Consider the following 24,898-nt stretch of genomic DNA (forward strand, 5'->3'; position numbering starts at 1 on the left):
ATGGCCGAACGCAGCCCCTGGCCCTACCCTCGCTGGGTCGCGCACCGCGGCGCCGGCAAGCTGGCGCCCGAGAACACGCTCGCGGCCTTCCGCTTCGGCGCCTCGCACGGCTACCGCATGTTCGAGTGCGACGCCAAGCTCAGCGCCGATGGCGTGGTGTTCCTGATGCACGACGCCACGCTCGATCGCACCACCAACGGCCACGGCATCGGCGGCCAGCAGGCGTGGAGCGCGCTGTCGCAGCTCGACGCCGGCGGCTGGCATTCGCGCGCCTTCGCGGGCGAGCCGCTGCCCACGCTGGAGAACCTGGCGCGCTTCTGCCGCGCCAACGAGCTGCTGCTGAACATCGAGATCAAGCCCACGCCCAGCACCGAACGCGAGACCGGCGAGGTGGTGGCGCGCGAAGCCGCGCGCCTGTGGCAGGGTGCGGCCGTGCCGCCGCTGCTCACCTCGTTCCAGGTCGACGCGCTGAAAGGCGCGCAGGCCGTGGCGCCCGAACTGCCGCGCGGCCTGCTGCTCGACACGCTCTGGAACGGCTGGCTCGACACCGCGCTGAGCCTGGGTTGCCAGGCCATCGTCTGCAACCACGCGCTGTGGGACGCCACCACCGTGGCGCAGGTGCATGGCGCGGGCCTGCGCTCGCTGAGCTACACGGTGAACGACGACTGGGCCGCGCAGCGGCTCATCGACCTGGGCACCGACGGCATCATCACCGACCGGGTGGACCTGTTCAGCCCCGCGGGCTGACGCTGCATTTCTTACCCGTTCTTACGTCATGGCGGCTTCTATGATGCGGCCATGAATCGGACCTCTCGCCTGGCGGGCCTGTGCCTTCCCGCCCTCCTGGCTCTGTGGGCCCTGCTGACGTGCGGCGGCGCCTTCGCGCAGCCGGACGCCAGCATGAACGCAGGCAACGGCAACCCCAACAACAGCGCCAACACCGCGGCGGCGGCCGCCCCGCCCCCCACCATCGCCGAACTGCGCGCGCAGTTCGCCCGCATCGCGCCTTCGGGCAAGGGCAACGCCAGTGTCGTTCCGGGCGCCGAAGACGACGCACGCAAGCAGCTCGCGCAGATCAACGAGATCGGCGTGCAGGCCGACAAGTTCGTCGCCGCCCGCGCCGGCGAGCTGGCCGACCTGAACGCGCGTCTCGGCGAACTCGGCAACCCGCCCGCCGCCGGCGCCACCGAAGACCCCAACATCACGCGCCAGCGCGCGCAGCTGACCAAGGAACGCAACGCGCTCGATGCGGACATCCGCCTGGCCAAGCTGCTGGCGATCGACGTGCGCCAGCGCGGCACCGACGTGGTGTCGCAGCGGCGCCAGCAGTTCGAGGCCGAACTCACCAGCCGCGCCGCCTCGCCGCTCAGCGGCGAATTCTGGGACGACCTGCGCGAGGCCTGGCCCGACGACTTCGAACGGCTGCAGGCGATCGGGGCGGCGCTCGGCGACGGCTTCGACCAGGCGCTGCAGCCCGAAAGCCGCACGCCGGTGATCGCCTCGTTCATCGGCGCGCTGCTGCTCGCCTGGCTCGGCGTCTGGGCCGCCGAGCGCGGGCTGGCGCGCCTGGCCACGCGCGTGCTGCCGGCCGGGCGGCTGCGCCGCTCGCTGCTGGTGATCGCCATCGTCGCCACGCACGTGCTGCTGGTCGCCGTGGCCGCGCACGGCGTCGTCGAAGTGCTCAAGGCCCACGCGATGTGGGACGCGCAGGCGCGCAAGGCGCTGCAATCGGCGGCGCAGACGCTGACCTTCATGGCCTTCATCATCGGCCTGGGACGCGGGCTGCTGGCCACGGGGCGGCCGTCGTGGCGCCTGCCGGCCATTCCCGACCTCACGGCGCAGCGCCTGTCGGCGCTGCCGTGGCTGGTGGCGCTGGTGGCCGCGCTGGCGTGGACGCCGGCCGAGATCAACGCGCTCATCGACGCCAGCTTTGCCGCCGTGGTGACCACGCACGTGGCGACGGCGCTGCTGCTCACCGCGCTGGTCGGCACCGTCGTGTACCGCCTGAAGGCGCTGCGCGCCGATGCACCCGACGCCGGCCTGCCGGAACGGCCGATGTGGGTCGGGGTGCTGGTGGCGCTGATCGTGGTGCTGGTCATCACCATCTGGGTGCTGGTGGCCTTCGGCTACGTGGCGCTGGCGAGCTTCCTGGCCTCGCAGCTCACCTGGAGCGGCATCGTCGCGGCGGCCTTCTACGTGCTGTTCAAGTTCGCCGACGACCTGTTCATGGCCGTGGTGTCCTCGCGCAGCGCCTCCGGCCAGCGGCTGCAGAAGAGCTTCGGCCTGGCGCCGCAGACGCTCGACCAGGCGGCCACGGTGCTCTCGGGCCTGAGCCGCGTGGCGCTGTTCTTCTACATGCTGGTGGCGCTGGCCGCGCCGCTGGGCACGGGCCCGGGCGAGGTGTTCCAGCGCGGCGGCAAGCTCGGCACCGGCGTGAAGGTGGGCGAATTCCAGCTGGTGCCCGGCGCGATCCTCAGCGCCGTGGCGGTGGCCGTGATCGGCTTCATCGTGCTGCGGGTGTTCAAGCGCTGGCTCTCGCGCAGCTACCTGCCGAGCACGCAGTTCGAGCCCGGCATGCAAAGCTCGATCACCACGCTGCTGGGCTACGTGGGCGGCATCCTGGTGGTGGCGTTCTCGCTGTCGGCGCTGGGCATCGGCATCGAGCGCATCGCGTGGGTGGCGAGCGCGCTGTCGGTGGGCATCGGCTTCGGCCTGCAGGCCATCGTGCAGAACTTCATCTCGGGGCTGATCCTGCTGGCCGAGCAGCCGGTGAAGGTGGGCGACTGGGTGGTGCTGGGCACCACCGAGGGCGATGTGCGGCGCATCAACGTGCGCGCCACCGAGATCCAGCTGGGCGACCGCTCGACGCTGATCGTGCCGAACTCGGAGTTCATCACCAAGACCGTGCGCAACATGACGCTGGCCAACGCCGAGGGCCGCGTGCTGATCCGCCTGCCCATGCCGCTGACCACCGACGCGCAGCGCGTGCGCGAGCTGATCCTCGAAGCCTGCCGCGCGCACGAGGGCGTGCTGGAAACGCCGACGCCTTCGCTCACGCTCGAAGGCATCGAGAACGGGCTGCTGATCTTCCAGGCCATCGCCTACGTGCCGAGCCCCCGGCTGGCGGGCGGCGTGCGCAGCGACCTGCTGTTCACGATCCTCGACGCGCTCAAGCAGGCCGACCTGCCGCTGGCCACGCCCACGACGCTGGTGATGGCGGCGCCCGCGCCGGTGCTGCCCGCCGAGCCCTCGCCAGCGCCCGCCACGCCGGCGTCCCCGCTGCCGGGCACCACCAGCACCTGAAGCGCCCGCTGCCCTATTCGAGCGGCAGCGCCCCCGTGCACTTGATCTCGTTCAGGCACACGCTGGAGCGCACGGCCGACACGCCCGGCATGTGCATCAGCGTGTGCATCAGGAACTGCGACAGCGCCTCCAGGTCGCGCGCGACCACCTTGAGCACGTAGTCGAAGTCGCCGGTCACCGAGTAGCACTCCAGGATCTGGCGCATGTCGGCGATCAGGTCCTGGAACTTGGGCAGCTCGTCGACATGGCCGCGCGCCATCGTGACGTGGATGAAGGCGATCACGCCCAGCCCGATGTGCCGCGCGTTGAGCCGCGCAGCGTAGCCGCTGATCAGCCCCAGTTCCTCGAGCCGCCGGTGGCGCCGCAGGCACTGCGCGGGCGACAACTGGGCCACCTCGGCCAGGTCCAGGTTGGACGCGCGACCGTGCGCCTGGAGGTGGTCCAGAATCCGCCGATCGGTCCGGTCGAGTTCGATGATCTGCAATTTCGTCTCTCCATACGCATCAATGATGCAATTATATTTCCTAAAGCGGGGAAAGCCCGAGGCATTCATGCACCTTAATTGTGCAAAGTACGATCTAGACTTCGACGCGCCCGGACGGCGTTGCGCCACGCCGGGCCGCTGAATTGCGCGCCCTGCTGCTTTGCCGGTGCCTTGCCGGCGGCTTCGAACGCACCCACCCCCCTTTCCCCACCCGGAGACCCTTACGTGAAAAACGCTTTGCTTCGCACCCCCTTCAGCGCCGTGGCCCTGGCCCTCGGCGTGCTCGCCGCCGCACCGGCCCTGGCCGCCGACAAGTCGGTCGCCGTGACGGCCATCGTCGAGCACCCGGCGCTGGACGCCGTGCGCGACGGCGTGAAGGAAGAGCTGAAGGCCGCCGGCTACGAAGCGGGCAAGAACCTCAAGTTCACCTACCAGAGCGCCCAGGGCAACGTGGGCACCGCCGCCCAGATCGCCCGCAAGTACGTGGGCGATGCGCCCGACGTGATCGTCGCCATCGCCACGCCGTCGGCGCAGGCGACCGTGGCCGCCACCAAGACGATTCCCGTCGTGTACTCGGCCATCACCGACCCGGTGGCCGCCAAGCTGGTGAAGAACTGGGAGCCCTCGGGCACCAACGTGACCGGCGTGTCCGACCTGTCGCCGCTCGAAAAGCACATCGACCTGATCAAGAAGGTCGTGCCCACGGCCAAGCGCGTCGGCGTGATCTACAGCCCCGGCGAAGCCAACTCGGTGGCCATCGTCGAGTCGCTCAAGAAGGCCGCCTCGGCCGCCGGCATGACGGTGGTCGAAGCCGCCGCCGCGCGCACGGTCGACGTGCCCACCGCCGCCCAGAGCCTGGTCGGCAAGGCCGACGTGATCTACACGCCCACCGACAACAACGTGGTCTCGGCCTTCGAGGGCATCGTGAAGGTGGCCCAGCAGGCCAAGCTGCCCGTGGTGGCCGCCGACACCGCCACCGTCGAGCGCGGCGCCGTGGCCGCGCTGGGCCTGAACTACACCGACATCGGCCGCCAGACCGGCAAGATCGTGGTGCGCATCCTCAAGGGCGAGAAGCCCGGCACCATCGCCTCGCAGACCAGCACCAACTTCGAGCTGGTGGTGAACCCCGGCGCGGCCAAGCTGCAGGGCGTGACCCTGTCGGACACGCTGCTGAAGTCGGCAAAGGTCGTCAGCACCAAGTAAACGCCGCCCCGGCGGGCCTTCCGCTCCCGGCGCAGGCCGGGCGCCGGGGCCCGCCGACTGCGCTCCCGCCGGAAGCCCCCATGTCCCTCATTGCTTCGCTGGGCGCCATCGAGATCGGTCTGATTTTCGGACTGGTCGCGCTGGGCGTCTTCATGTCGTTTCGCATCATCAACTTTCCCGACCTCACGGTGGACGGCAGCTTTCCGCTGGGCGCCGCCGTGGCCGCGACGCTGATCGTCGCGGGCTGGAACCCCGCCGCCGCCACGGCCGTGGCCTGCGTGGCCGGTGCCGCCTCGGGCTGGCTCACGGCCTGGCTCAACGTCAAGCTGAAGATCATGCAGCTGCTCGCGAGCATCCTGGTGATGATCGCGCTGTACTCCATCAACCTGCGCGTGATGGGCAAGCCCAACGTGGCGCTCATCACCGAACCCACCGTGTTCAGCATGGTCAGCTTCGGCGGCATGCCCGAGCAGTGGGCCAAGCCGCTGCTGCTGCTGATCATCGTGATCGCCGCCAAGATCGTCGTCGACCTGTTCTTTGCCTCCGAAGCCGGCCTGGCGATGCGCGCCACTGGCGGCAACGCGCGCATGGCGCGGGCCCAGGGCATCTCGACCGACTTCCAGACCATGGCGGGCCTGGCGCTCTCCAACGCGCTGGTGGCGCTGGCCGGTGCGCTGTTCGCGCAGAGCCAGGGCACGGCCGACATCTCGATGGGCGTGGGCACGATCGTGATCGGCCTGGCCGCCGTGATCATCGGCGAGACCCTGCTGCCCGCGCGCAGCATGGTCATCACCACGCTGGCCTGCGTGCTGGGTGCGCTGCTGTACCGCTTCTTCATCGCGATGGCGCTGAACACCGACTTCATGGGCCTGCAGGCGCAGGACCTGAACCTGGTCACTGCCGTGCTGGTGGCGTTCGCGCTGCTGGTGCCCGCCTACAAGCGCAAGCTGGGCGGACTCTTCAAGGGGAAGAACTGATGCTGCGCGCCCAACAACTCGAAATCACCTTCAACCCGGGCACGCCGATCGAGAACCGCGTGCTGCGCGGCCTGAGCCTGGACATTCCGACCGGCCAGTTCGTCACCGTGATCGGCTCCAACGGCGCGGGCAAGTCGACTTTCCTCAATGCGATCAGCGGCGACCTGATGGTCGACAAGGGCCGCCTGGAGATCGACGGCAAGGACGTGACCCGCCTGAACGCCTGGCAGCGCTCGGGCATGGTGGCGCGCGTGTTCCAGGACCCGATGGCCGGCACCTGCGAGGCGCTGACCATCGAGGAGAACATGGCGCTGGCGTGGAAGCGCGGCGAGCGGCGCGGCTTCGGCTTCTCGCTCAACCGCAACCTGCGCGAGCTGTTCCGCGAGAAGCTGTCGATCCTGAAGCTGGGCCTGGAAAACCGCCTGGCCGACCGCATCGGCCTGCTCTCGGGCGGCCAGCGCCAGGCCGTGAGCCTGCTGATGGCGTCGCTGCGGCCCTCGCGCATCCTGCTGCTCGACGAGCACACGGCCGCGCTCGACCCGAAGACCGCCGCCTTCGTGCTGGAGCTCACCGCCAAGATCGTCGAAGGCAGCCAGCTCACCGCGATGATGGTCACGCACAGCATGCGCCAGGCGCTGGACTACGGCACGCGCACCGTGATGCTGCACGAGGGCCAGGTCATCCTCGACGTGGCCGGCGACCAGCGCGCAGGCCTGGACGTGCCCGACCTGCTGCGCATGTTCGAGCAGACGCGCGGCGAGAAGCTGGACGACGACAAGCTGCTGCTGGCCTGATGGACGCAGCGCCTTCTCTTCTCGTGCGCGACATGCGCCCGGACGATCTCGCGGCGGTGCTGGCGATCCAGCTCGCCTGCTACGGCGCGGGGTTCGTGGAGGACGGCGTGCTCATCGCGCGGCGGCTGGCGGCCTCGCCGCACACCGGCTGGGTGGCCGAGCACGGCGGCGCCGTGCGGGCCTACCTGGCGGCCTACCCCTCGCAGCGCGGCAAGCTCACGCCGCTGCACGGCGACTTCGAGGTGGCGCCCGACGCCGACGCGCTCTACCTGCACGACCTCGCGGTGCACCCCGAGGCCTCGGGGCTGGGGCTGGGGCCGCGCCTCGTGCGCCATGCCTGGGCCCACGCGCTGCGCGCGGGCTGGCAGCATTCGACGCTGGTGTCGGTGCAGGCTTCGGTCGGGTTCTGGGAACGCCAGGGCTATGCGACCACGGTGCCGGTCGATGACCTGCAGCAGGCCCGGCTGGCGACCTACCCCGGGCACTCGGTCTACATGGCCCGCCGGCTGGACTGAGGCCGGCTCAGCGGCCCCAGCCGCGCATCACGATCCACTGCACGGTGCCGCAGACCACCGCCAGCGCGGCATAGGTGGCCATCGAGCCGTCGCGGCCCGTGAGGATCAGCCCGGCCAGCGAGGTCAGCAGGCCGGCCCCGAAGGTGATCGCCCATTGCTTCCACCAGCGCGCAATGCCGGTGCGCGGGCCGCCGAGAAAGCGCCCGACCGCCACCAGCACCAAGGCGATGAAGGCCGCAGGTGCCGCAAAATTAAGCAGGTGGTTGAAGAGGTCCAGCAGGTCCATGAGGGGCTGTGAGTGAGCGCAAGGCCATGTGGCGGCGCATATGGCTGTCATAGGGAAAGCCATTTGCCCCTCGGCAAACCTCGCCCGGCTGCTGATTTTATAATCATGGACATGTCAGTCTGGGCTCTCGGCTTGAACCACACGACCGCGCCGCTCGATCTGCGCGGTCGTTTCGCGTTCGCGCTCGACCAGATCGCCCCGACGCTGCACAGCTTGCGCAGCTCTTTCGCCGGCAACAGCAGCCACCCGCAGGTCGAGGCCGCGATCATCTCGACCTGCAACCGCACCGAGATCTACTGCGCCTCCGAGCACATCGCGCTCGACCACACCTTCGGCTGGCTGGCCCAGAGCGGCGGCGTGGCCCCCGCCCTGCTGCGCTCGCACGCCTACACCCTGCACGACGACGAAGCCGCGCGCCATGCCTTCCGCGTGGCCAGCGGGCTCGACTCCATGGTGCTCGGCGAGGCCCAGATCCTCGGCCAGATGAAAGACGCCGTGCGCGCGGCCGAAACCGCCGGCGCGCTCGGCAGCACGCTCAACCAGCTGTTCCAGCGCTCGTTCGCGGTCGCCAAGGAAGTGCGCACCGCCACCGAGATCGGCGCCCATTCGATCAGCATGGCCGCCGCCGCCGTGCGCCTGGCCGGCCAGCTGTTCGAAGACCTGCGCAAGACCCGCGTGCTGTTCGTCGGCGCGGGCGAAATGATCGACCTCGCGGCCACGCACTTCGCGGCCAAGGAACCCAAGGCCATCGCCATCGCCAACCGCACGCTGGAGCGCGGCGAAAAGCTCGCCTCGCGCTTCGGCGGCGAAGCCATGCGGCTGGCCGACCTGCCGGCGCGGCTGGCCGAGTTCGACATCGTCATCAGCTGCACCGCGAGCACGCTGCCGATCATCGGCCTGGGCGCCGTGGAGCGCGCGCTCAAGGCACGCAAGCACCGCCCGATGTTCATGGTCGACCTGGCCGTGCCACGCGACATCGAACCCGAGGTGAAGGCCCTCGAAGACATCTACCTGTACACCGTGGACGACCTCGCCCAGGTCGTGCAGCAGGGCCAGGCCAACCGCCAGGCCGCCGTGGCGCAGGCCGAAGTCATCATCGACGCCGGCGTGCAGAGCTTCATGCACTGGCTGGGCCAGCGCGGCACCGTGCCGCTGATCCAGCAGCTCAACGCGCAGGCCGACGAATGGCGCGCCGCCGAGATGGCCCGTGCGCGCAAGCTGCTCGCCAAGGGCGAATCGATCGATGCGGTGCTCGAGGCCATGTCGCGCGGCCTCACGCAGAAGATGATGCACGGCGCCATGGCCGAGCTGCACGCGGGCGATGCCGCCTCGCGCGAACAGACGGCGCAGACGCTGTCGCGCCTGTTCCTGCGCAAAGAGCGTTAGCGACGACGCGCGTCGATGGCCCCGCTCGCCGCGCGGGCCGCGGTCTCCATGCGCCCTGCCGCTGCACTGCGGCGTTCCCCTCCCCATTTTTCGAGCCCCTTCCGTCGTGAAATCCTTTCTGCGCCACCAACTCGAACGCTACGTCCAACGCCTGGGCGAGCTCGACTTCCTGCTCTCGCGCGAAGACATCATGAGCGACATGGCGCAGTACCGCACCATCTCGCGCGAGCACGCCGAGGTCACGCAGATTGCCGGCCGCTACGAGCGCTTCAAGCAGCGCGAAGCCGACATCGCGGGCGCGAAGGAGATGCTCGACGACCCCGACATGGCCGAGATGGCCAGGGAAGAAATCGCCGGTGCCGAGACCGAGCTGGTGCAGCTCGAAGACGAACTCCAGCGCCTGCTGCTGCCCAAGGACCCGGACGACGCGCGCAACGCCTTCATGGAAATCCGCGCCGGCACGGGCGGCGACGAATCGGCCCTCTTCGCGGGCGACCTGCTGCGCATGTACACGCGCTACTGCGAGCGCGCCGGCTGGCGCTGCGAAGTGGTGAGCGAAAGCGAGAGCGAGCTCGGCGGCTACAAGGAAGTGGTGATCCGCATCGTGGGCGACGACGTGTTCGGCCACCTGCGCTTCGAGTCGGGCGGGCACCGCGTGCAGCGCGTGCCGGCCACCGAGACGCAGGGCCGCATCCACACCAGCGCCTGCACGGTCGCCGTGCTGGCCGAGCCCGACGAGACCGTGGCGGTGCAGATCAACCCGGCCGACCTGCGCATCGACACCTACCGCGCCAGCGGCGCGGGCGGCCAGCACATCAACAAGACCGACTCGGCCGTGCGCATCACGCACATCCCGACCGGCATCGTGGCCGAGTGCCAAGACGACCGCAGCCAGCACCGCAACAAGGCCAAGGCGCTGCAGGTGCTGTCGGCGCGCATCCAGGAAAAAGAGCGCAGCGAGCGCGCCGCCAAGGACGCCGCCATGCGCAAGGGCCTGATCGGCAGCGGCGACCGCTCGGACCGCATCCGCACCTACAACTTCCCACAGGGCCGGCTCACCGACCACCGCATCAACCTCACGCTCTACAAGCTGCTCGCCATCATGGAAGGCGACCTGGGCGATGTGCTCGAGGCGCTGCGTGCCGCGCGCGAGGCCGAGCAGCTGGCCGAACTCGAATCGAGCCTGCCCGCGTGATGACCGAAGCCACCGCACCGTCCACCGTGGCGCAGGCGCTGGCCGCGGCCATGGCCCTGGGCATCGATCGCCTGGACGCCCAGCTGCTGCTGCTGCACGCGCTGGGCCGCCCCGTGAACGACCGCGCCTGGCTGCTCGCGCACGACACCGATCCCTTTCCCGGCGAGGCCTGGCCCGCGTTCGCGGCCCGGCTGTCGCGCCGCACGGCGGGCGAGCCGGTCGCCTACCTGCTGGGCGAGAAGGAATTCCACGGCCTGCAGCTGCAGGTCGACGCCCGCGTGCTGGTGCCGCGCCCCGACACCGAAACGCTGGTCGAGTGGGCCCTCGCCTGCCTCGACGGCCGCCCCGCCCCGCGCGTGCTCGACCTCGGCACGGGCAGCGGCGCGATCGCGCTGGCGCTGCAGCATGCACGGCCCGACGCGCAGGTCGACGCGGTCGACGCCAGCGCCGATGCGCTCGCAGTGGCCCGGGCCAACGCGCAGCGCCTGGGCCTGCCGGTGCGCTTCACCGAATCGAGCTGGCTCGACGGCGCCGCCGACGGCTACGCGGTCATCGCCAGCAACCCGCCGTACATCGCCGCCGGCGATCCGCACCTGCCCGCGCTGCGCCACGAGCCCGCCCGCGCGCTGGTCGCCGGCGCCGACGGCCTGGACGACATCCGCCAGATCGTGCGCGACGCGCCCGCCCACCTAGTCGACGGCGGCTGGCTGCTGCTGGAGCACGGCCACGACCAGGCCGAGGCGGTGCGCCAACTGCTGGCCGAACGCGGCTTTGCCGAGGTGCAAAGCCGTGACGACCTCGCCGGCATCGCGCGCTGCTCCGGCGGCATCTGGCGCGCGGTGAAATAATCCCCCCAGCCCACTTTTCTTCAGGAGTCCCCATGTCCGACGCTCAACAACGCATCGACGACCTCGTCAAGTCCAACGAACTCGTGCTCTTCATGAAGGGCAACGCCAGCTTCCCGATGTGCGGTTTCTCGGGCCGCGCCATCCAGATCCTCAAGGCCGTGGGCGTCGACACCAAGACGCTCAAGACCGTCAACGTGCTCGAAGACGACGGCATCCGCCAGGGCATCAAGGAATACAGCAACTGGCCCACCATCCCCCAGCTCTACGTGAAGGGCGAATTCGTGGGCGGCTCGGACATCATGATGGAGATGTACGAGTCGGGCGAGCTGCAGCAGGTGATCGGCGGCGGCGCGTCCGCCTGAGCCTTCCGCTCCCCGTTTGACGGGCGCCGCGCCCCGCGCGCGCCCGAACCCGGTGCCAGTCATGGCACCATGGCGGTCTACGACGTGCCGCCATGACCCTCACCCAAAGCCTGCTCATCATCGCGCTGCTGATCGCGATGAGCGCCTTCTTCTCCCTCGCTGAAATCTGCCTGGCCGCCTCGCGCCGCCTGCGTCTGCGCCAGATGGCCGACGAGGGCGACCCGCGCGCGGAAAAGGTGCTGCGCGTGCAGGAGCAGCCGGGCCACTACTTCACCGTGGTGCAGATCGGCCTGAACGCGGTGGCGATCCTCGGCGGCGTGGTGGGCGAAGGCTCGCTGAGCCCGTATTTCGCCCGCTTCTTCGAGAACTGGCTCAGCGTGGAGGTGGCGGCCAACATCGCCTTCCTGTGCTCGTTCGTGATCGTGATCGCGGTGTTCCTGGTGTTCGCCGACCTGTTCCCCAAGCGCCTGGGCATGAGCGCGCCCGAGCGGCTTGCCGTGCGCATCGTCGGCCCGATGCTGCTGCTGATCACCGCCTTCAAGCCGCTGGTGTGGTTCTTCACGCGCGCAACCGACCTCTTGTTCAAGGTGCTCGGCATGCCGATGGCGCGCGACGACAAGATCACCTCGGCCGACATCCTGGCCATGACCGAGGCCGGCGCGCAGGCCGGCGTGCTGGCGGCGCGAGAGCAGCAGGTGATCGCCAACGTGTTCGAGCTCGACACACGCCTCGTCAGCAGCGTGATGACGGCGCGCGAGAGCATCGCCTGGTTCCTGCACGACGACCCCGAGTCGGTGCTGCGCGCGCGCATCGTGGCCGAGCCCTATTCCGCCTACCCGGTGTGCGACGGCGACATCGACCACGTGCTGGGCTACGTGGATGCCAAGGACATGTTCCAGCGCGTGCTCAGCGGCCAGCCGCTGGCCTTCGACCAGGGCCTGACGCTGCACAAGGCGCTGGTGATTCCCGACCGGCTCTCGCTCACCGAGGTGCTCGAGCAGTTCCAGCAGGCGCACGAAGACTTCGCGATCATCGTCAACGAGTACAGCCTGGTGGTGGGCGTGATCACGCTCAACGACGTGATGAGCACGGTGATGGGCGACCTGGTGTCGACCTCGACGCCCGAGGAAGAGCAGATCGTGAAGCGCGACGAAAACTCCTGGCTGATCGATGGCATCACGCCCATCCAGGACGTGCAGCGCGCGCTGCACATCGACGAGTTGCCGCACGCCGAGGAATACGAGACGCTGGCGGGCTTCCTGATGGTGATGCTGCGCCGCGTGCCCAAGCGCACGGACAGCGTGACCTGGGGCGGCTACACCTTCGAGGTGATGGACGTCGACAGCTACCGCATCGACCAGGTGATGGTCACCAAGGGCTCGGCGACCGCCAAGGCCGTGGTCGCCGACTGAGCAACCGCGGCTGCCTTCAGGCCGCCGAGCGGTCCCGGTCGACGTACGCCCACAGCCGCTGGTTCGCGAACACCGCGTTCGGGTACGGCGCGCGACCCCGGCTGCCGTTGTAGCGGCCCAGCGTCATGAACAGGTCGCCCTTCTCGCGGTCGAGGTAGTGGCGCAGGATCACGCAGCCGAAACGCAGGTTGGTCTGCATGTGGAACAGCTTGGCCGAATCGCTGTCGCCGATCACGCGGGTCCAGAACGGCATCACCTGCATGTAGCCGCGCGCGCCCGCACTGGAGACCGCGAACTTGCGGAAGTTGCTCTCGACCTGGATCAGGCCCAGCACCAGGCTCACGTCGAGCCCCGAGCGCTTGGCCTCGTACCAGACGGTCTGCAGGAACTCGATGCGCGTGGCCGGGTCGGCGACCTTCTTGCGCAGGCGCTCGCTCATCTCGCCGAGCCAGCGCAGGTACGCGAGGCGGGCCTCGGTGTCGGCGAACTGCGGCACCGGCGGCGCCTTGTTGTGGATGGCCGAACTCAGCGCGGTGCGCACCGAGTCGATCAGCGGCTCTTCGATCTGCGCACCGGCCCAGGCCATTTGCGGCAGCGACAGAACCGTCAGGGCGCCTGCCGCAGCGCTGCCCAACAGGCAGCTGCGTCGCGAAAGGCCCCCCGCCACGCTCATGCCGCGAGCTTGCCGGCGATGAAGTCGGCGATGCCGGCCACGGGCACCTTGGTGGCGGCGGTGTCGCGCCGGCCCTGGTACTCGAGCTGGCCTTCCTTAAGGCCGCGGTCCGAGATGACCACGCGGTGCGGCACGCCGATCAGTTCCCAGTCGGCGAACATCGCGCCCGGGCGCTCGCCGCGGTCGTCGAGCAGCACGTCGACGCCCTTGGCCAGCAGCTCTTCATAGAGCGCTTCGGCCGCGACCTTGACCTCGGGGCTGCGGTCCATGCCGATCGGGCAGACCACGACCGTGAACGGCGCCAGCGCGTCGGGCCAGATGATGCCGCGCTCGTCGTGGTTCTGTTCGATGGCGGCGGCCGGCAGGCGGGTGATGCCGATGCCGTAGCAGCCCATCTCGAGGAACTGCGGCTTGCCACCTTCGTCGAGGTAGGTGGCGTTCATGTCCTTGCTGTACTTGGTGCCCAGCACGAAGACGTGGCCCACTTCGATGCCGCGCTCGATGGCCAGCACGCCCTTGCCGTCGGGCGAGGCGTCGCCGGCGACCACGTTGCGCAGGTCGGCCACCAGGTCGGGCTCAGGCAGGTCGCGGCCCCAGTTGACGCCGGTCATGTGGAAGTCGATTTCGTTGGCGCCGGTGATCCAGTCGGCCAGCACGGCGGCCTCGCGGTCGGCCACGAGCTTGACGGGCTTCTTGAGGTTCAGCGGGCCGAGGTAGCCCGGCTTGCAGCCGAAGTGCTCATCGATCTCGGCGGTGGTGGCAAAGCGGAAGCCCTTGTCCAGGCCGGGCAGCTTGCTGACCTTGATCTCGTTCATGTCATGGTCGCCGCGCAGCAGCAGCAGCCAGATCTGCGCGCCCTGGATGTTGCCGGCCGCGTCGAGGACATCGGTAGCCAGCACCAGCGACTTGACCGTGGTGGCCAGCGGCACGCCGAGCAGCTCGGCCACGTCGGCGCAGGTGCTCTTGCCGGGCGTGGGCGTCTTCTCGAGCGCGTTGGCGGCGGCCGGGCGCGGGCCGGCCGGGGCCAGCGCCTCGGCCTTTTCCATGTTGGCGGCGTAGGTGCTGTCGGGGCAATAGACGATGGCGTCTTCGCCGGTGGCGGCGATCACCTGGAACTCTTCGCTCAGGTCGCCGCCGATGGCGCCGCTGTCGGCCGCCACGGCGCGGTAGCGCAGGCCGAAGCGGTCGAAGATGTTGCGGTAGGCCTGGGCCATCACCTGGTAGCTGGCCTTGGCCGCGTCGAGGTCGCGGTCGAAGCTGTAGGCGTCCTTCATGATGAACTCGCGCCCGCGCATCAGGCCGAAGCGCGGACGGCGCTCGTCGCGGAACTTGGTCTGGATCTGGTAGAAATTCTTCGGCAGCTGCTTGTAGCTGCGGATTTCCTGGCGCGCGATGTCGGTCACCACCTCTTCGCTGGTGGGCTGGATCACGAAGTCGCGGTCGTGGCGGTCCTTGATGCGCAAGAGCTCGGGGCCCATCTTGTCGAAACGGCCGGTCTCCTGCCAGAACTCGGCCGGCTGGACCACGGGCATCGTGAGCTCGACGGCGCCGGCGCGGTTCATTTCCTCGCGCACGATCGCTTCGACCTTGCGGATCACGCGCAGGCCCATGGGCATGTACGTGTAGATGCCCGTGCCGAGCTTCTTGATCATGCCGGCCCGCATCATGAGGCGGTGGCTCGCGACCTCGGCGTCAGCGGGCGCTTCCTTCAGGGTGGAGACAAAGAATCGGGAAGCTTTCATCGGGATCGCGCAGGTGGGTTCGAAGTGAGGAGGGAGACAGGCACCCCGGAGAGACCCTGAGAGCCCGGAACCGGTCGCTTGCCGAGTGCAACCCGGCATGCATAATCGACTCAGTTCAAAAATTGGGGTTTGATTATGCTCGACCGGGACGGCTTCAGGCCCAACGTCGGCATCATCCTGCTCAACCAGAGAAACCAGGTTTTCTGGGGCAAGCGCATACGCACGCATTCCTGGCAGTTTCCGCAAGGCGGCATCGACCGTGGCGAAAGTCCCGAGCAAGCCATGTTCCGGGAACTGCACGAGGAAGTCGGGCTCCACCCGGAGCATGTGCGCATCGTGGCCCGTACCCGCGACTGGTTGCGCTACGAGGTGCCGGATCGGTTCATCCGCCGTGACGCACGGGGCCACTACAAAGGCCAGAAGCAGATCTGGTATCTGCTGCAACTTGTCGGCCACGACTGGGATCTCAACCTGCGTGCCACCGACCATCCCGAATTCGACGCCTGGCGCTGGCATGACTACTGGGTCCCGCTCGACGTGGTCGTCGAGTTCAAGCGCGGCGTCTACGAGATGGCGCTTACCGAGCTTGCTCGCTACCTGCCCCGGCAGGATTTCCGCAACCGCTTCCTGCGCAGCAATGTGCGCGCCCGAGAATTCGAGCGCCACACGCTGGACCATGGAGCGCCCGCGGGCCTCGATCTGCCGCCCGGCGGCAGCTTCGACCCGCATCCCGACATTCCTTCTGCGAGCGATGAACCTCCTCCCAAGAACAGCGCGCCTTCTTCTTTCCCGACGCCACGCTGAGCGTGCGCTCGTCATCGCCTGCGTCGGCCTGCTGGCCGCCTGCGCCTCCCGCGGCTACGACACCGACAACCCCGACTGGGCCCAGGCCGGCATGCCGCCAGCGCCCAAGAGCACCGAGCAGGACAAGGAGTGGGAAGAAACTGCGGTGCCGCCGCCGCCCGCCTTCAGCGAAAGCCGACTGCTGCCGATCGCGATGCCGCCCTACATGACGCTGAAGTTCGGCGTCGACCCGAACACCATCGCCATCACGAAGGACGGCATCGTGCGCTACGTGGTGGTGGCACAGAACCGGGCCGGTGGCGCCGTCAATGCGTTCTACGAAGGCGTGCGCTGCTCGACGGCGGAGATGAAGAGCTATGCCCGTTACAACAACGGCGCCTGGCAGGAAACGAAGTCGCCCGAGTGGAAGCGCGTAAGGGACATGAACTCCAGCTACGTGCCGGCGCTGGCGTCGCAGGGCCTGTGCCGGGGCAATGCGCCGCGCAGCTCGGTCAACGAGATGGTGCAGAACATCCGCAATCCGCTGCGCGAACTGCCGTGAACCGGCGGCGGGGCATGGCGCCCCGCCTTGGCGATCAACCGGGCATCAGCACCATGTTGTCGCGGTGCACCATCTCCGGCTCGGCCGCGTAACCCAGCAGCCGCTCGAACTCGGCGGAAGGCTTGCGGCACAGCAACCGGGCCTCCACGCTCGAATAGTTGGCCAGCCCACGGGCCAGCTCGACGCCGTCGACGTCGCGCACCGCGATCACGTCGCCGCGCGAGAACTCCCCCGACACGCCCGTCATGCCGATCGGCAACAGGCTCTTGCCTTCGCCGCGCACCTTCGCAGCCGCACCGGCATCGACGATGACGGCGCCACGCAGTTGCAGGTGATCGGCCATCCAGCGCTTGCGTGCCTGGTGCTTGGCGGTCTGCGCCACCAGCAGCGTGCCGATGGATTCGCCGCGCGTGAGCCGCAGCAGCGCGTCGGCTTCGCGGCCCCAGGCGATGACCGTGGAAGCACCGGAGCCCGCCGCGCGCTTGGCCGCGAGGATCTTGGTGATCATGCCGCCCCGCCCGATGCTTGAGCCGGCGCCGCCTGCCATGGCTTCGAGCGCCGGATCGCCCGCGGCGGCCTCGTGGACGAACTTGGCGTCGGGGTCCTTGCGCGGGTCGGCCGTGTACAGGCCCTTCTGGTCGGTCAGGATGATCAGGGCATCGGCCTCGACCAGGTTGGCAACCAACGCGCCGAGCGTGTCGTTGTCGCCGAACTTGATCTCGTCGTTGACCACCGTATCGTTCTCGTTGATCACCGGCACCACGCCCAGGCGCAGCAGCGTGACCAGGGTCGAGCGGGCATTGAGGTAGCGCTCGCGGTCCGCGAGGTCGGCATGCGTCAGCAGCACTTGCGCGCTGCCGATCTGGTTCTCGCGCAGCTTGGTCTCGTACATCTGGGCCAGGCCCATCTGCCCGACGGCCGCCGCCGCCTGAAGCTCGTGCACTTCGTGCGGACGGGTCTTCCAGCCCAGGCGCTTCATGCCTTCGGCGATCGCGCCGCTCGACACCATGACCACTTCGCGCCCGTCGCGCACCAGCTCGGCCAGTTGCCGGCACCACTCGCCGATGGCGCCTTCGTCGAGGCCGCGCCCCTCGTTGGTCACGAGGCTGGAGCCCACCTTGACGACGATACGGCGGGCATCCCGCAAGGCAGTGGAACCGGAATTCGAGGTCATGAAGAAAGAAGGCGTGTTTCAGGAATGCAGCCTGCGCTGCTTGCTATCCATTTTGCAGCACCGAAGGTGCCGCGACGCCCTCAGTTTCCTTCGGGCGGCAGCGGAACGAAGCGCGGATCGACCACGACGGTTTCGTGCTCGGCCACCTGCTGCGCCTTGACCTGCTGGTACACGGCCTTGATCAGGTGCTCGCAGCCTTCGCGCGTGAGCGCCGAGATCTCGAAGACCGGGCCCTTGAAGCGCAGGCGCTTGACGAAGTCCTTGACGCGCGCGGCGCGCTCGTCGTCCGGCACCATGTCCAGCTTGTTCAGCACCAGCCAGCGCGGCTTCTCGTGCAGCGCCGCGTCGTACTTCTTGAGCTCGGCCACGAGGGCCTTGGCCTGAGCGACCGGGTCGACGCTGTCGTCGAACGGTGCCATGTCGACCACGTGCAGCAGCAGGCGGGTGCGCTGCAGGTGGCGCAGGAACAGGTGACCAAGGCCGGCGCCTTCCGAGGCGCCTTCGATCAGACCGGGCAGGTCGGCCACCACGAAGCTCTGCTCGGGGCCGACGCGTACGACACCGAGGTTCGGGTGCAGCGTGGTGAAGGGGTAGTCGGCAATGCGCGGACGGGCGTTCGAAACGGCGCTGATCAGCGTCGATTTGCCGGCATTCGGCATGCCCAGCAGGCCCACGTCGGCCAGCACCTTGAGCTCGAGCTTCAGGCTCTTCTTCTCGCCGGGCCAGCCGGGCGTCTTCTGGCGCGGCGCGCGGTTGATCGCGCTCTTGAAGCGCATGTTGCCGAAGCCGCCGTCGCCGCCCTTGGCGATGGTGATGACCTCGCCGTCCTTGAGCAACTCGTACAACACCTCACCCGTTTCAGCGTCGGTGATGATCGTGCCGACGGGCATCTTGAGGACGATGTCGTCGCCGGCGGCACCGAACATGTCGGAGCCCATGCCGTGCTCGCCGCGCTTGGCTTCATGCCGGCGCGAGTAGCGGAAATCGACCAGGGTGTTGAGGTTCGAGTCGGCCACCGCGAACACGTGGCCGCCACGGCCGCCGTCGCCGCCGTTGGGGCCGCCGAACTCTTTGTACTTCTCATGACGGAACGACACGCAGCCGTTGCCGCCATCGCCCGCGGCGATGTCGATGAAGGCTTCGTCGACGAACTTCATGGGATGTCCAGTTTACAAATGAAGAAGCCCCGGCAATGCGGGGCCTCGGAAAGATCGAAGTGACTGCGGGGCTTAGGCCGCGGGCGTCACGTTGACCATGTGCTTGTTCAGCGCACCCTTGTGACCGAACGACACGTGGCCGTCGACCAGGGCGAAGAGCGTGTGGTCCTTGCCCACGCCGACGTTCACGCCGGGGTGGAACTGGGTGCCGCGCTGGCGCACGATGATCGAGCCTGCGCTGATCAGTTCGCCGCCGAAGGCCTTCACGCCGAGCATCTTGGGCTTGGAATCGCGCCCGTTTCGCGTGGAGCCGCCGCCTTTTTTCTGTGCCATGGAATGTGCTCCTTAGCCGGCGATCGCGCCGATTTGCAATTCGGTGAACTGCTGGCGATGGCCTTGACGTTTTTGATAGTGCTTGCGACGGCGCATCTTGAAGATGCGAACCTTGTCGTGCAGGCCGTGCGACAGCACCGTGACTGTCACCGTTGCGCCGGACACCAGGGGCGTGCCAACCTTGATTTCAGCGCCGTTTCCGACAGCCAGAACCTGGTCGATCACGATTTCCTGGCCTACGTCCGCAGCAATCTGTTCTACTTTAATTTTCTCGCCGGAAGCAACGCGATACTGCTTGCCGCCGGTTTTTATGACCGCGTACATGTAAACCTCTTAGAAATGAGTCTCCGCAGCGAATTCCGCAGAGCCCAAGATTATAGCGCGGTTTGCGGACACTCACCACCCTGACGTTGAGACGCTCCAGGGAATCGTGCACGGCTCCCTATAATTCGCGCGTTCCGGCCTCCAGGGCCGCCCTCATCCTCGCAGCGCCCCGCGCCTTCGCTTTGCCAGTTCCCGCCGCCGACACCTCCCCCACCGCCACTGTGCTGGACCTGATTGCCGGCGACATGGTCGAAGTCGACCGTGTGATCGCCCAACGCCTGAACACCGGCGTTCCGCTGGTCAGCCAGGTTTCGCAATACATCATCTCGGCCGGCGGCAAGCGGCTGCGGCCGGCGCTGCTGCTGCTCATGGCAGGCGCGCTCGGCTACACGGGCGAACAGCGCTTCAACCTGGCGGCCGTGGTGGAGTTCATCCACACCGCGACCCTGCTGCACGACGACGTGGTCGACGAATCGACCCTGCGCCGCGGCCGCGCCACCGCCAACGAATCCTTTGGCAACCCCGCCAGCGTGCTGGTGGGCGACTTCCTGTATTCGCGCGCTTTCCAGATGATGTTGGATGCAAACAACATGCGCATCATGCAGATCCTGGCCGAGGCGACCAACGTGATCGCGGAAGGCGAAGTGCTGCAACTGATGAACATGCACGACGCCTCGCTGGACGAAGCGGCGTACTTGCGCGTGATCCGTTCCAAGACCGCCAAGCTCTTCGAGGCGAGCACCCGGCTGGCGGCCGTGCTGGCCGGCACGACACCCGAAGTCGAAGAAGCCTGCGCCACCTATGGACAAGCGCTGGGCACCGCCTTCCAGGTAATCGACGACGTGCTCGACTACGCAGGCGATGCCCAGGAAACCGGGAAGAACGTCGGCGACGACCTGCGCGAAGGCAAGACGACCTTGCCGCTGATCTTCGCCATGCAGCGCGGCACCCCCGAACAGAGCGCGCTGGTGCGCGCCGCCATCGAGGCCGGCGACACTGCCCAGCTCGGAAAAATCGTCGAGATCGTTCGCGAAACGGGCGCACTGGAAGCCTCGCGTGCAGCGGCCGCAGCAGAGGCCGAACGCGCAATTCATGCATTGCGCGACCTTCCGTCGAATTTGCACGCTTCAGGTTTGCTACAATTGGCGGCTCAGTTGCTTGAGCGACGTGCCTGAAACACCTCCACAGAGTTGGCATCTAGGACGAGTTCTTTTTCTTGCAACCAATCGGGGTGTAGCTTAGCCTGGTAGAGCGCTACGTTCGGGACGTAGAGGCCGGAGGTTCGAATCCTCTCACCCCGACCAGTTTTTCTCGACTGGTCCAGTTAATGTCAGCCCCTGTTGCTGTGTAACGATTTACAGCACAGGCGTGTTCAGCGATGATCGTGAAGCACTTTTTCACATCTTTTGCATTCGCTGAATGGCCGCTGCCGAAATTCCCGTTAAAGAAACTACGCAGATCGCCCTTCCCGGCCTCGCGCGCGCCCTCGTGTCGGCCGGCAAGCTCGCGGCAAAGACAGCGGAAGACATTTATCAGAAGTCGCTGAGTGGCCGCACCAGCTTCATCGCTGAACTGACCGGCACCGGCGCCGTCTCGGCTGCGGACCTCGCCCACACCCTGTCGAGCGCCTTCGGCGCCCCGCTGCTCGACCTCGATGCCATCGATCACCAGCGCCTGCCCAAGGACCTGCTCGATCCGAAGCTCTGCCATGCGTACCGCATCGTCGTTCTCAGCAAGCGCAACAACCGCCTGATCGTCGCGACGGCCGACCCGTCGGACCAGCAAGCCGCGGAGAAAATCAAGTTCGCGTCGCAGATGGGCGTGGACTGGGTCATCGCGGAGTACGACAAGCTTTCGCGCATGATCGAAGCCGCCGCAGCCAGTGCTGCGGAAACGATCAACAGCATCGTCGGCACCGAGTTCGAGTTCGACGACGTCACGGCCGACACCTCGGGCGATGCCAACGAGCAGGCCATCGCCGAAGTCGAAGACGCACCTGTGGTGCGCTTCCTGCACAAGATGCTGCTCGACGCCGTGAGCATGCGAGCCTCGGACATCCACTTCGAGCCCTACGAACACCACTACCGGGTGCGCTTTCGAGTCGACGGCGAGCTGCGAGAAATCGCCAGCCCACCCACGGTCATCAAGGACAAGCTGGCCTCGCGCATCAAGGTCATTTCGCGGCTCGATATCTCGGAAAAACGCGTGCCGCAAGACGGCCGCATGAAGCTCAAGATCGGCCCCGACCGCGTGATCGACTTCCGCGTGAGCACGCTGCCCACGCTGTTCGGCGAGAAGATCGTCGTGCGTATCCTGGACCCGAGCAGCGCGCGCATGGGCATCGACGCCCTGGGCTACGACGCCGACGAGAAAGAACGACTCCTCCACGCCATCGGCCGCCCCTATGGCATGGTGCTGGTGACCGGCCCCACGGGTTCGGGCAAGACCGTGTCGCTCTACACCTGCCTGAACCTGCTCAACCAGCCCGGCGTCAACATCGCGACGGCGGAAGACCCGTCGGAAATCAACCTGCCCGGCGTCAACCAGGTCAACGTCAACGAGAAGGCCGGCCTCACCTTCGCGGCCGCGCTGCGTGCCTTCCTGCGGCAGGATCCCGACATCATCATGGTCGGCGAAATCCGCGACCTCGAAACCGCCGACATCTCGATCAAGGCCGCGCAAACGGGTCACCTGGTGCTGTCGACGCTGCACACCAACGACGCCCCGACCACGCTCACGCGCATGCGCAACATGGGCATCGCGCCGTTCAACATCGCGTCGAGCGTGATCCTGATCACCGCGCAACGCCTCGCGCGCCGGCTGTGCATGCTGTGCCGTGCGCCGATCGACATCCCGCGTGAAGCCCTGCTCGATGCCGGCTTCAAAGAGGAAGACATCAACGGCACCTGGAAGCCCTACCGCCCGGTCGGCTGCGCCGCCTGCAGCGGCGGCTACAAGGGCCGGGTCGGCATCTACCAGGTGATGCCGATTTCGGAAGCCATCCAGGAAATCATCCTGCGCGACGGCAGTGCGCTGGACATCGCGAACCAATCCGAAGCCGAAGGCGTGCGCTCGCTGCGCCAGTCCGGCCTTCGCAAAGTCATGCAGGGCCTCACTTCGCTCGAAGAAGTCGTCGCCTGCACCAACCTATAACGAACACACTGAACCGGAGATCGAATGGCAACAGTGGCATCCTCCCGCTCCCAGGTCACGCACAAGGAATTCGTCTTCGAATGGGAAGGCAAGGACCGCAACGGCAAGCTGGTGCGTGGCGAACTTCGCGCCGCCGGGGAGAACCAAGTGCAGGCGGCCTTGCGTCGCCAGGGCGTGATGGCCTCCAAGATCAAGAAGCGCCGCATGCGCTCGGGCAAGGCGATCAAGCCCAAGGACATCGCGATCTTCACGCGCCAGCTCGCGACCATGATGAAGGCCGGCGTGCCGTTGCTGCAGTCCTTCGACATCGTCGGGCGCGGCAACGCGAACCCGAGCGTCGCCAAGCTGCTGAACGACATCCGCAGCGACGTCGAGACCGGCACCTCGCTGTCGGCTGCTTTTCGCAAGTTTCCGAAGTACTTCGACAACCTGTATTGCAACCTGGTGGAAGCCGGTGAGGCGGCCGGTATTCTGGAAGAGTTGCTGGATCGCCTGGCGACTTACATGGAGAAGACCGAGGCGATCAAGTCGAAGATCAAGTCTGCGCTGATGTACCCAACCTCAGTGGTTGTCGTGGCTTTCGTGGTGGTGGCGATCATCATGATCTTCGTGATCCCTTCGTTCAAGGAGGTGTTCACCTCTTTCGGTGCCGACCTACCCGCGCCAACGCTGTTCGTGATGGCCATCAGCGAGTTTTTCGTTTCCTATTGGTGGCTGATCTTCAGCGTGCTCGGCGGTGGCATCTACTTCTTTCTACAAGCGTGGAAACGCAATGAGCGCGTCCAGAAAGTCATGGACCGCCTGCTGCTGCGCCTCCCCATCTTCGGCACGCTGATCGAAAAATCCTGCGTGGCCCGCTGGACCCGCACGCTCGCCACCATGTTCGCAGCCGGCGTGCCGTTGGTCGAGGCCCTCGACTCGGTGGGCGGCGCATCGGGCAACTCGGTCTACGGCGACGCGACCACCAAGATCCAGCAGGAGGTCTCGACCGGCACCAGCCTGACGACGGCCATGACCAACGTCAACCTGTTTCCCTCGATGGTGATCCAGATGACCGCCATCGGTGAAGAATCCGGCTCGATCGACCACATGCTCGGCAAGGCCGCCGACTTCTACGAATCCGAAGTCGACGACATGGTCGCCGGCCTGTCCAGCCTGATGGAGCCCATCATCATCGTGTTCCTGGGCGTCATCATCGGTGGCATCGTGGTGTCGATGTACCTGCCCATCTTCAAGCTTGGCCAGGTCGTCTGATGCTGGTGTCGCAAGGGTTCGACACCGCGTTGGCCGGTGTGCTGGGGCTATTGATCGGCAGTTTCCTCAACGTGGTGATCTACCGCACCCCGGTCATGATGTACCGGGGCTGGCTGAGCGATGCGGTCGCCAATCTCATGTCGTCGAAGGACATGCCTTCGCTCTGGTCGCTGGTCTTCGGCCCGAAGGCCGTGCCGCCCGCAGGGCTCGAGGCGGCCGCAGACAAGGCCGCCGAAGCGCTCGAGAAGCTCCCGCCCTTCGATCTCACGCGCCCCGCCTCGCGCTGCGGCGCGTGCGGCCACAAGATCCGCTGGTACCAGAACATCCCCGTGCTCAGCTATCTCGTGCTGCGTGGCCGGTGCGCCAGCTGCAAGACCTCGATCAGCCCCCGCTACCCGCTCGTCGAACTGATCACGGGCGCGCTGTTCGCCCTGTGCGCGCACCGCTTCGGCATCACCCCTACGGGCGCGCTCTGGGCGGCCTTTGGCGCCGTGCTGATCTGCCAGTTCCTCATCGACTTCGACACCCAGTTCCTGCCCGACGCCCTGAACTACCCTCTGCTCTGGCTCGGCCTGGTCGGTGCCGCCATGGGCTGGACCGGCGTCAGCCTGAACACTGCGGTCTGGGGCGCCGTGTTCGGCTACCTGAGCCTGTGGCTTGTGTACCATGCCTACCGCTTGGCCACAGGCAAGGAAGGCATGGGACATGGGGACTTCAAACTGCTCGCCGCTCTGGGCGCCTGGCTTGGCGCCGACTACCTCATTGCGATCATCCTCGTCTCATCGGTGGTGGGCGCGGTGATCGGCCTCACGCTGCGCTTCGCCGGCAAGCTGGCCCACAAGGACATTCCCATCGCCTTCGGCCCCTTCCTGGCCGGCGCCGGCCTGATCTGCCTCGTGGCCGGTCCCGCCGTCGTCAAGCAGTGGATTCCCTTCGCCTTCCCTTTCGGGGCCCTGGCCCTTTGAGAACGACAGCGGC

At 67.5% G+C, this 24,898-nt stretch carries 25 protein-coding genes and 1 tRNA gene; 18 read left to right on the forward strand and 8 right to left on the reverse strand.

What is annotated here, in order from left to right:
• Nucleotides 1-747 carry a glycerophosphodiester phosphodiesterase gene (gene ugpQ, locus AC57B8_RS35125; RefSeq protein WP_159274957.1) on the forward strand — a complete coding sequence of 249 codons (747 nt, stop codon included), beginning with the start codon at nt 1-3 and terminating at the stop codon, nt 745-747.
• A gap of 51 nt (nt 748-798) precedes the next feature.
• A complete protein-coding gene (locus AC57B8_RS35130; RefSeq protein WP_496482171.1) occupies nt 799-3,303 on the forward strand; it encodes a DUF3772 domain-containing protein in 2,505 nt (834 codons plus the stop codon).
• A 13-nt stretch (nt 3,304-3,316) separates the two neighbouring features.
• Here the strand turns inward: AC57B8_RS35130 and AC57B8_RS35135 are convergent, their stop codons facing one another.
• On the reverse strand, nt 3,317-3,787 hold the full coding sequence (locus AC57B8_RS35135; protein WP_056578260.1) for an Lrp/AsnC family transcriptional regulator: 471 nt from the start codon (nt 3,785-3,787) through the stop codon (nt 3,317-3,319).
• Between the two features lie 225 nt (nt 3,788-4,012).
• Here AC57B8_RS35135 and AC57B8_RS35140 point away from each other — a divergent pair, with 225 nt between their 5' ends.
• From AC57B8_RS35140 to AC57B8_RS35155, 4 genes are all read left to right on the forward strand, one after another.
• The gene (locus AC57B8_RS35140) at nt 4,013-4,990 is read left to right on the forward strand and encodes an ABC transporter substrate-binding protein (RefSeq protein ID WP_496482172.1); all 978 of its coding nucleotides are present in this window, start codon (nt 4,013-4,015) and stop codon (nt 4,988-4,990) included.
• An 80-nt stretch (nt 4,991-5,070) separates the two neighbouring features.
• Entirely contained in the window at nt 5,071-5,967 is an 897-nt protein-coding gene (locus AC57B8_RS35145; protein WP_062474491.1) for an ABC transporter permease, read from the forward strand.
• Complete coding sequence (locus AC57B8_RS35150; RefSeq protein WP_159274960.1) at nt 5,967-6,761, forward strand: ABC transporter ATP-binding protein; 795 nt, start codon at nt 5,967-5,969, stop codon at nt 6,759-6,761. The genes AC57B8_RS35145 and AC57B8_RS35150 overlap by 1 nt, the downstream gene beginning before the upstream one ends.
• Entirely contained in the window at nt 6,761-7,276 is a 516-nt protein-coding gene (locus tag AC57B8_RS35155) for a GNAT family N-acetyltransferase (RefSeq protein ID WP_496482173.1), read from the forward strand. Before AC57B8_RS35150 ends, AC57B8_RS35155 begins: the two co-directional genes overlap by 1 nt.
• A 7-nt stretch (nt 7,277-7,283) precedes the next feature.
• Here AC57B8_RS35155 and AC57B8_RS35160 read toward each other — a convergent pair whose 3' ends face one another.
• Entirely contained in the window at nt 7,284-7,562 is a 279-nt protein-coding gene (locus tag AC57B8_RS35160; RefSeq protein ID WP_496482174.1) for a hypothetical protein, read from the reverse strand.
• A 111-nt stretch (nt 7,563-7,673) separates the two neighbouring features.
• On the opposite strand from AC57B8_RS35160, the gene hemA reads away from it, so the two are divergent.
• From hemA to paeA, 5 genes are all read left to right on the forward strand, one after another.
• Nucleotides 7,674-8,948: a glutamyl-tRNA reductase gene (hemA, locus tag AC57B8_RS35165; protein ID WP_495265178.1), complete on the forward strand. Its 1,275-nt coding sequence runs from the start codon at nt 7,674-7,676 to the stop codon at nt 8,946-8,948.
• A gap of 106 nt (nt 8,949-9,054) precedes the next feature.
• Nucleotides 9,055-10,143, forward strand: a complete 1,089-nt coding sequence (gene prfA, locus AC57B8_RS35170; protein ID WP_496482175.1) for a peptide chain release factor 1 — start codon at nt 9,055-9,057, stop codon at nt 10,141-10,143.
• On the forward strand, nt 10,143-10,991 hold the full coding sequence (gene prmC, locus AC57B8_RS35175) for a peptide chain release factor N(5)-glutamine methyltransferase (RefSeq protein WP_496482176.1): 849 nt from the start codon (nt 10,143-10,145) through the stop codon (nt 10,989-10,991). Before prfA ends, prmC begins: the two co-directional genes overlap by 1 nt.
• Before the next feature lie 32 nt (nt 10,992-11,023).
• Entirely contained in the window at nt 11,024-11,353 is a 330-nt protein-coding gene (grxD, locus tag AC57B8_RS35180; protein WP_062474501.1) for a Grx4 family monothiol glutaredoxin, read from the forward strand.
• Between the two features lie 92 nt (nt 11,354-11,445).
• Nucleotides 11,446-12,765, forward strand: coding sequence for a polyamine export protein PaeA (gene paeA / locus AC57B8_RS35185; RefSeq protein ID WP_062474502.1), 1,320 nt, complete (start codon nt 11,446-11,448; stop codon nt 12,763-12,765).
• Nucleotides 12,766-12,781: 16 nt separating this feature from the next.
• Here paeA and AC57B8_RS35190 read toward each other — a convergent pair whose 3' ends face one another.
• Together AC57B8_RS35190 and AC57B8_RS35195 are read right to left on the reverse strand one after the other, a co-directional pair.
• Complete coding sequence (locus AC57B8_RS35190; protein WP_095949369.1) at nt 12,782-13,438, reverse strand: lytic transglycosylase domain-containing protein; 657 nt, start codon at nt 13,436-13,438, stop codon at nt 12,782-12,784.
• Complete coding sequence (locus AC57B8_RS35195; RefSeq protein WP_496482177.1) at nt 13,435-15,180, reverse strand: proline--tRNA ligase; 1,746 nt, start codon at nt 15,178-15,180, stop codon at nt 13,435-13,437. The genes AC57B8_RS35190 and AC57B8_RS35195 overlap by 4 nt, the downstream gene beginning before the upstream one ends.
• 135 nt (nt 15,181-15,315) lie before the next feature.
• On the opposite strand from AC57B8_RS35195, the gene AC57B8_RS35200 reads away from it, so the two are divergent.
• Together AC57B8_RS35200 and AC57B8_RS35205 are read left to right on the forward strand one after the other, a co-directional pair.
• Entirely contained in the window at nt 15,316-15,984 is a 669-nt protein-coding gene (locus AC57B8_RS35200) for an RNA pyrophosphohydrolase (protein ID WP_062474507.1), read from the forward strand.
• Nucleotides 15,932-16,525: a CNP1-like family protein gene (locus AC57B8_RS35205; RefSeq protein ID WP_083259381.1), complete on the forward strand. Its 594-nt coding sequence runs from the start codon at nt 15,932-15,934 to the stop codon at nt 16,523-16,525. Before AC57B8_RS35200 ends, AC57B8_RS35205 begins: the two co-directional genes overlap by 53 nt.
• Before the next feature lie 34 nt (nt 16,526-16,559).
• On the opposite strand, the gene proB is transcribed toward AC57B8_RS35205, so the two are convergent.
• The 4 genes from proB to rplU form a co-directional block, all read right to left on the reverse strand.
• On the reverse strand, nt 16,560-17,699 hold the full coding sequence (gene proB / locus AC57B8_RS35210; protein ID WP_062474510.1) for a glutamate 5-kinase: 1,140 nt from the start codon (nt 17,697-17,699) through the stop codon (nt 16,560-16,562).
• Between the two features lie 80 nt (nt 17,700-17,779).
• Nucleotides 17,780-18,856: an Obg family GTPase CgtA gene (gene cgtA, locus AC57B8_RS35215; protein WP_062474512.1), complete on the reverse strand. Its 1,077-nt coding sequence runs from the start codon at nt 18,854-18,856 to the stop codon at nt 17,780-17,782.
• A 72-nt stretch (nt 18,857-18,928) separates the two neighbouring features.
• Complete coding sequence (gene rpmA, locus AC57B8_RS35220) at nt 18,929-19,189, reverse strand: 50S ribosomal protein L27 (protein WP_013543198.1); 261 nt, start codon at nt 19,187-19,189, stop codon at nt 18,929-18,931.
• Nucleotides 19,190-19,201: 12 nt separating this feature from the next.
• Nucleotides 19,202-19,513, reverse strand: coding sequence for a 50S ribosomal protein L21 (gene rplU, locus AC57B8_RS35225; RefSeq protein WP_062474515.1), 312 nt, complete (start codon nt 19,511-19,513; stop codon nt 19,202-19,204).
• Nucleotides 19,514-19,695: 182 nt separating this feature from the next.
• Between rplU and AC57B8_RS35230 the strand changes: the two genes are divergently transcribed.
• From AC57B8_RS35230 to AC57B8_RS35250, 5 genes are all read left to right on the forward strand, one after another.
• A complete protein-coding gene (locus AC57B8_RS35230) occupies nt 19,696-20,688 on the forward strand; it encodes a polyprenyl synthetase family protein (RefSeq protein WP_070063612.1) in 993 nt (330 codons plus the stop codon).
• A 52-nt stretch (nt 20,689-20,740) separates the two neighbouring features.
• Nucleotides 20,741-20,817: transfer RNA gene (locus AC57B8_RS35235), tRNA-Pro, on the forward strand.
• Between the two features lie 115 nt (nt 20,818-20,932).
• On the forward strand, nt 20,933-22,666 hold the full coding sequence (gene pilB / locus AC57B8_RS35240) for a type IV-A pilus assembly ATPase PilB (RefSeq protein WP_062474518.1): 1,734 nt from the start codon (nt 20,933-20,935) through the stop codon (nt 22,664-22,666).
• A 24-nt stretch (nt 22,667-22,690) separates the two neighbouring features.
• Entirely contained in the window at nt 22,691-23,920 is a 1,230-nt protein-coding gene (locus AC57B8_RS35245; RefSeq protein ID WP_496482178.1) for a type II secretion system F family protein, read from the forward strand.
• Nucleotides 23,920-24,885 carry a prepilin peptidase gene (locus tag AC57B8_RS35250; RefSeq protein ID WP_496482179.1) on the forward strand — a complete coding sequence of 322 codons (966 nt, stop codon included), beginning with the start codon at nt 23,920-23,922 and terminating at the stop codon, nt 24,883-24,885. Before AC57B8_RS35245 ends, AC57B8_RS35250 begins: the two co-directional genes overlap by 1 nt.
• The last annotated feature ends 13 nt before the right edge of the window (nt 24,886-24,898 follow it).

The sequence above is a fragment of the Variovorax sp. BGA-UO-ETr-C22 genome (assembly GCF_059567965.1).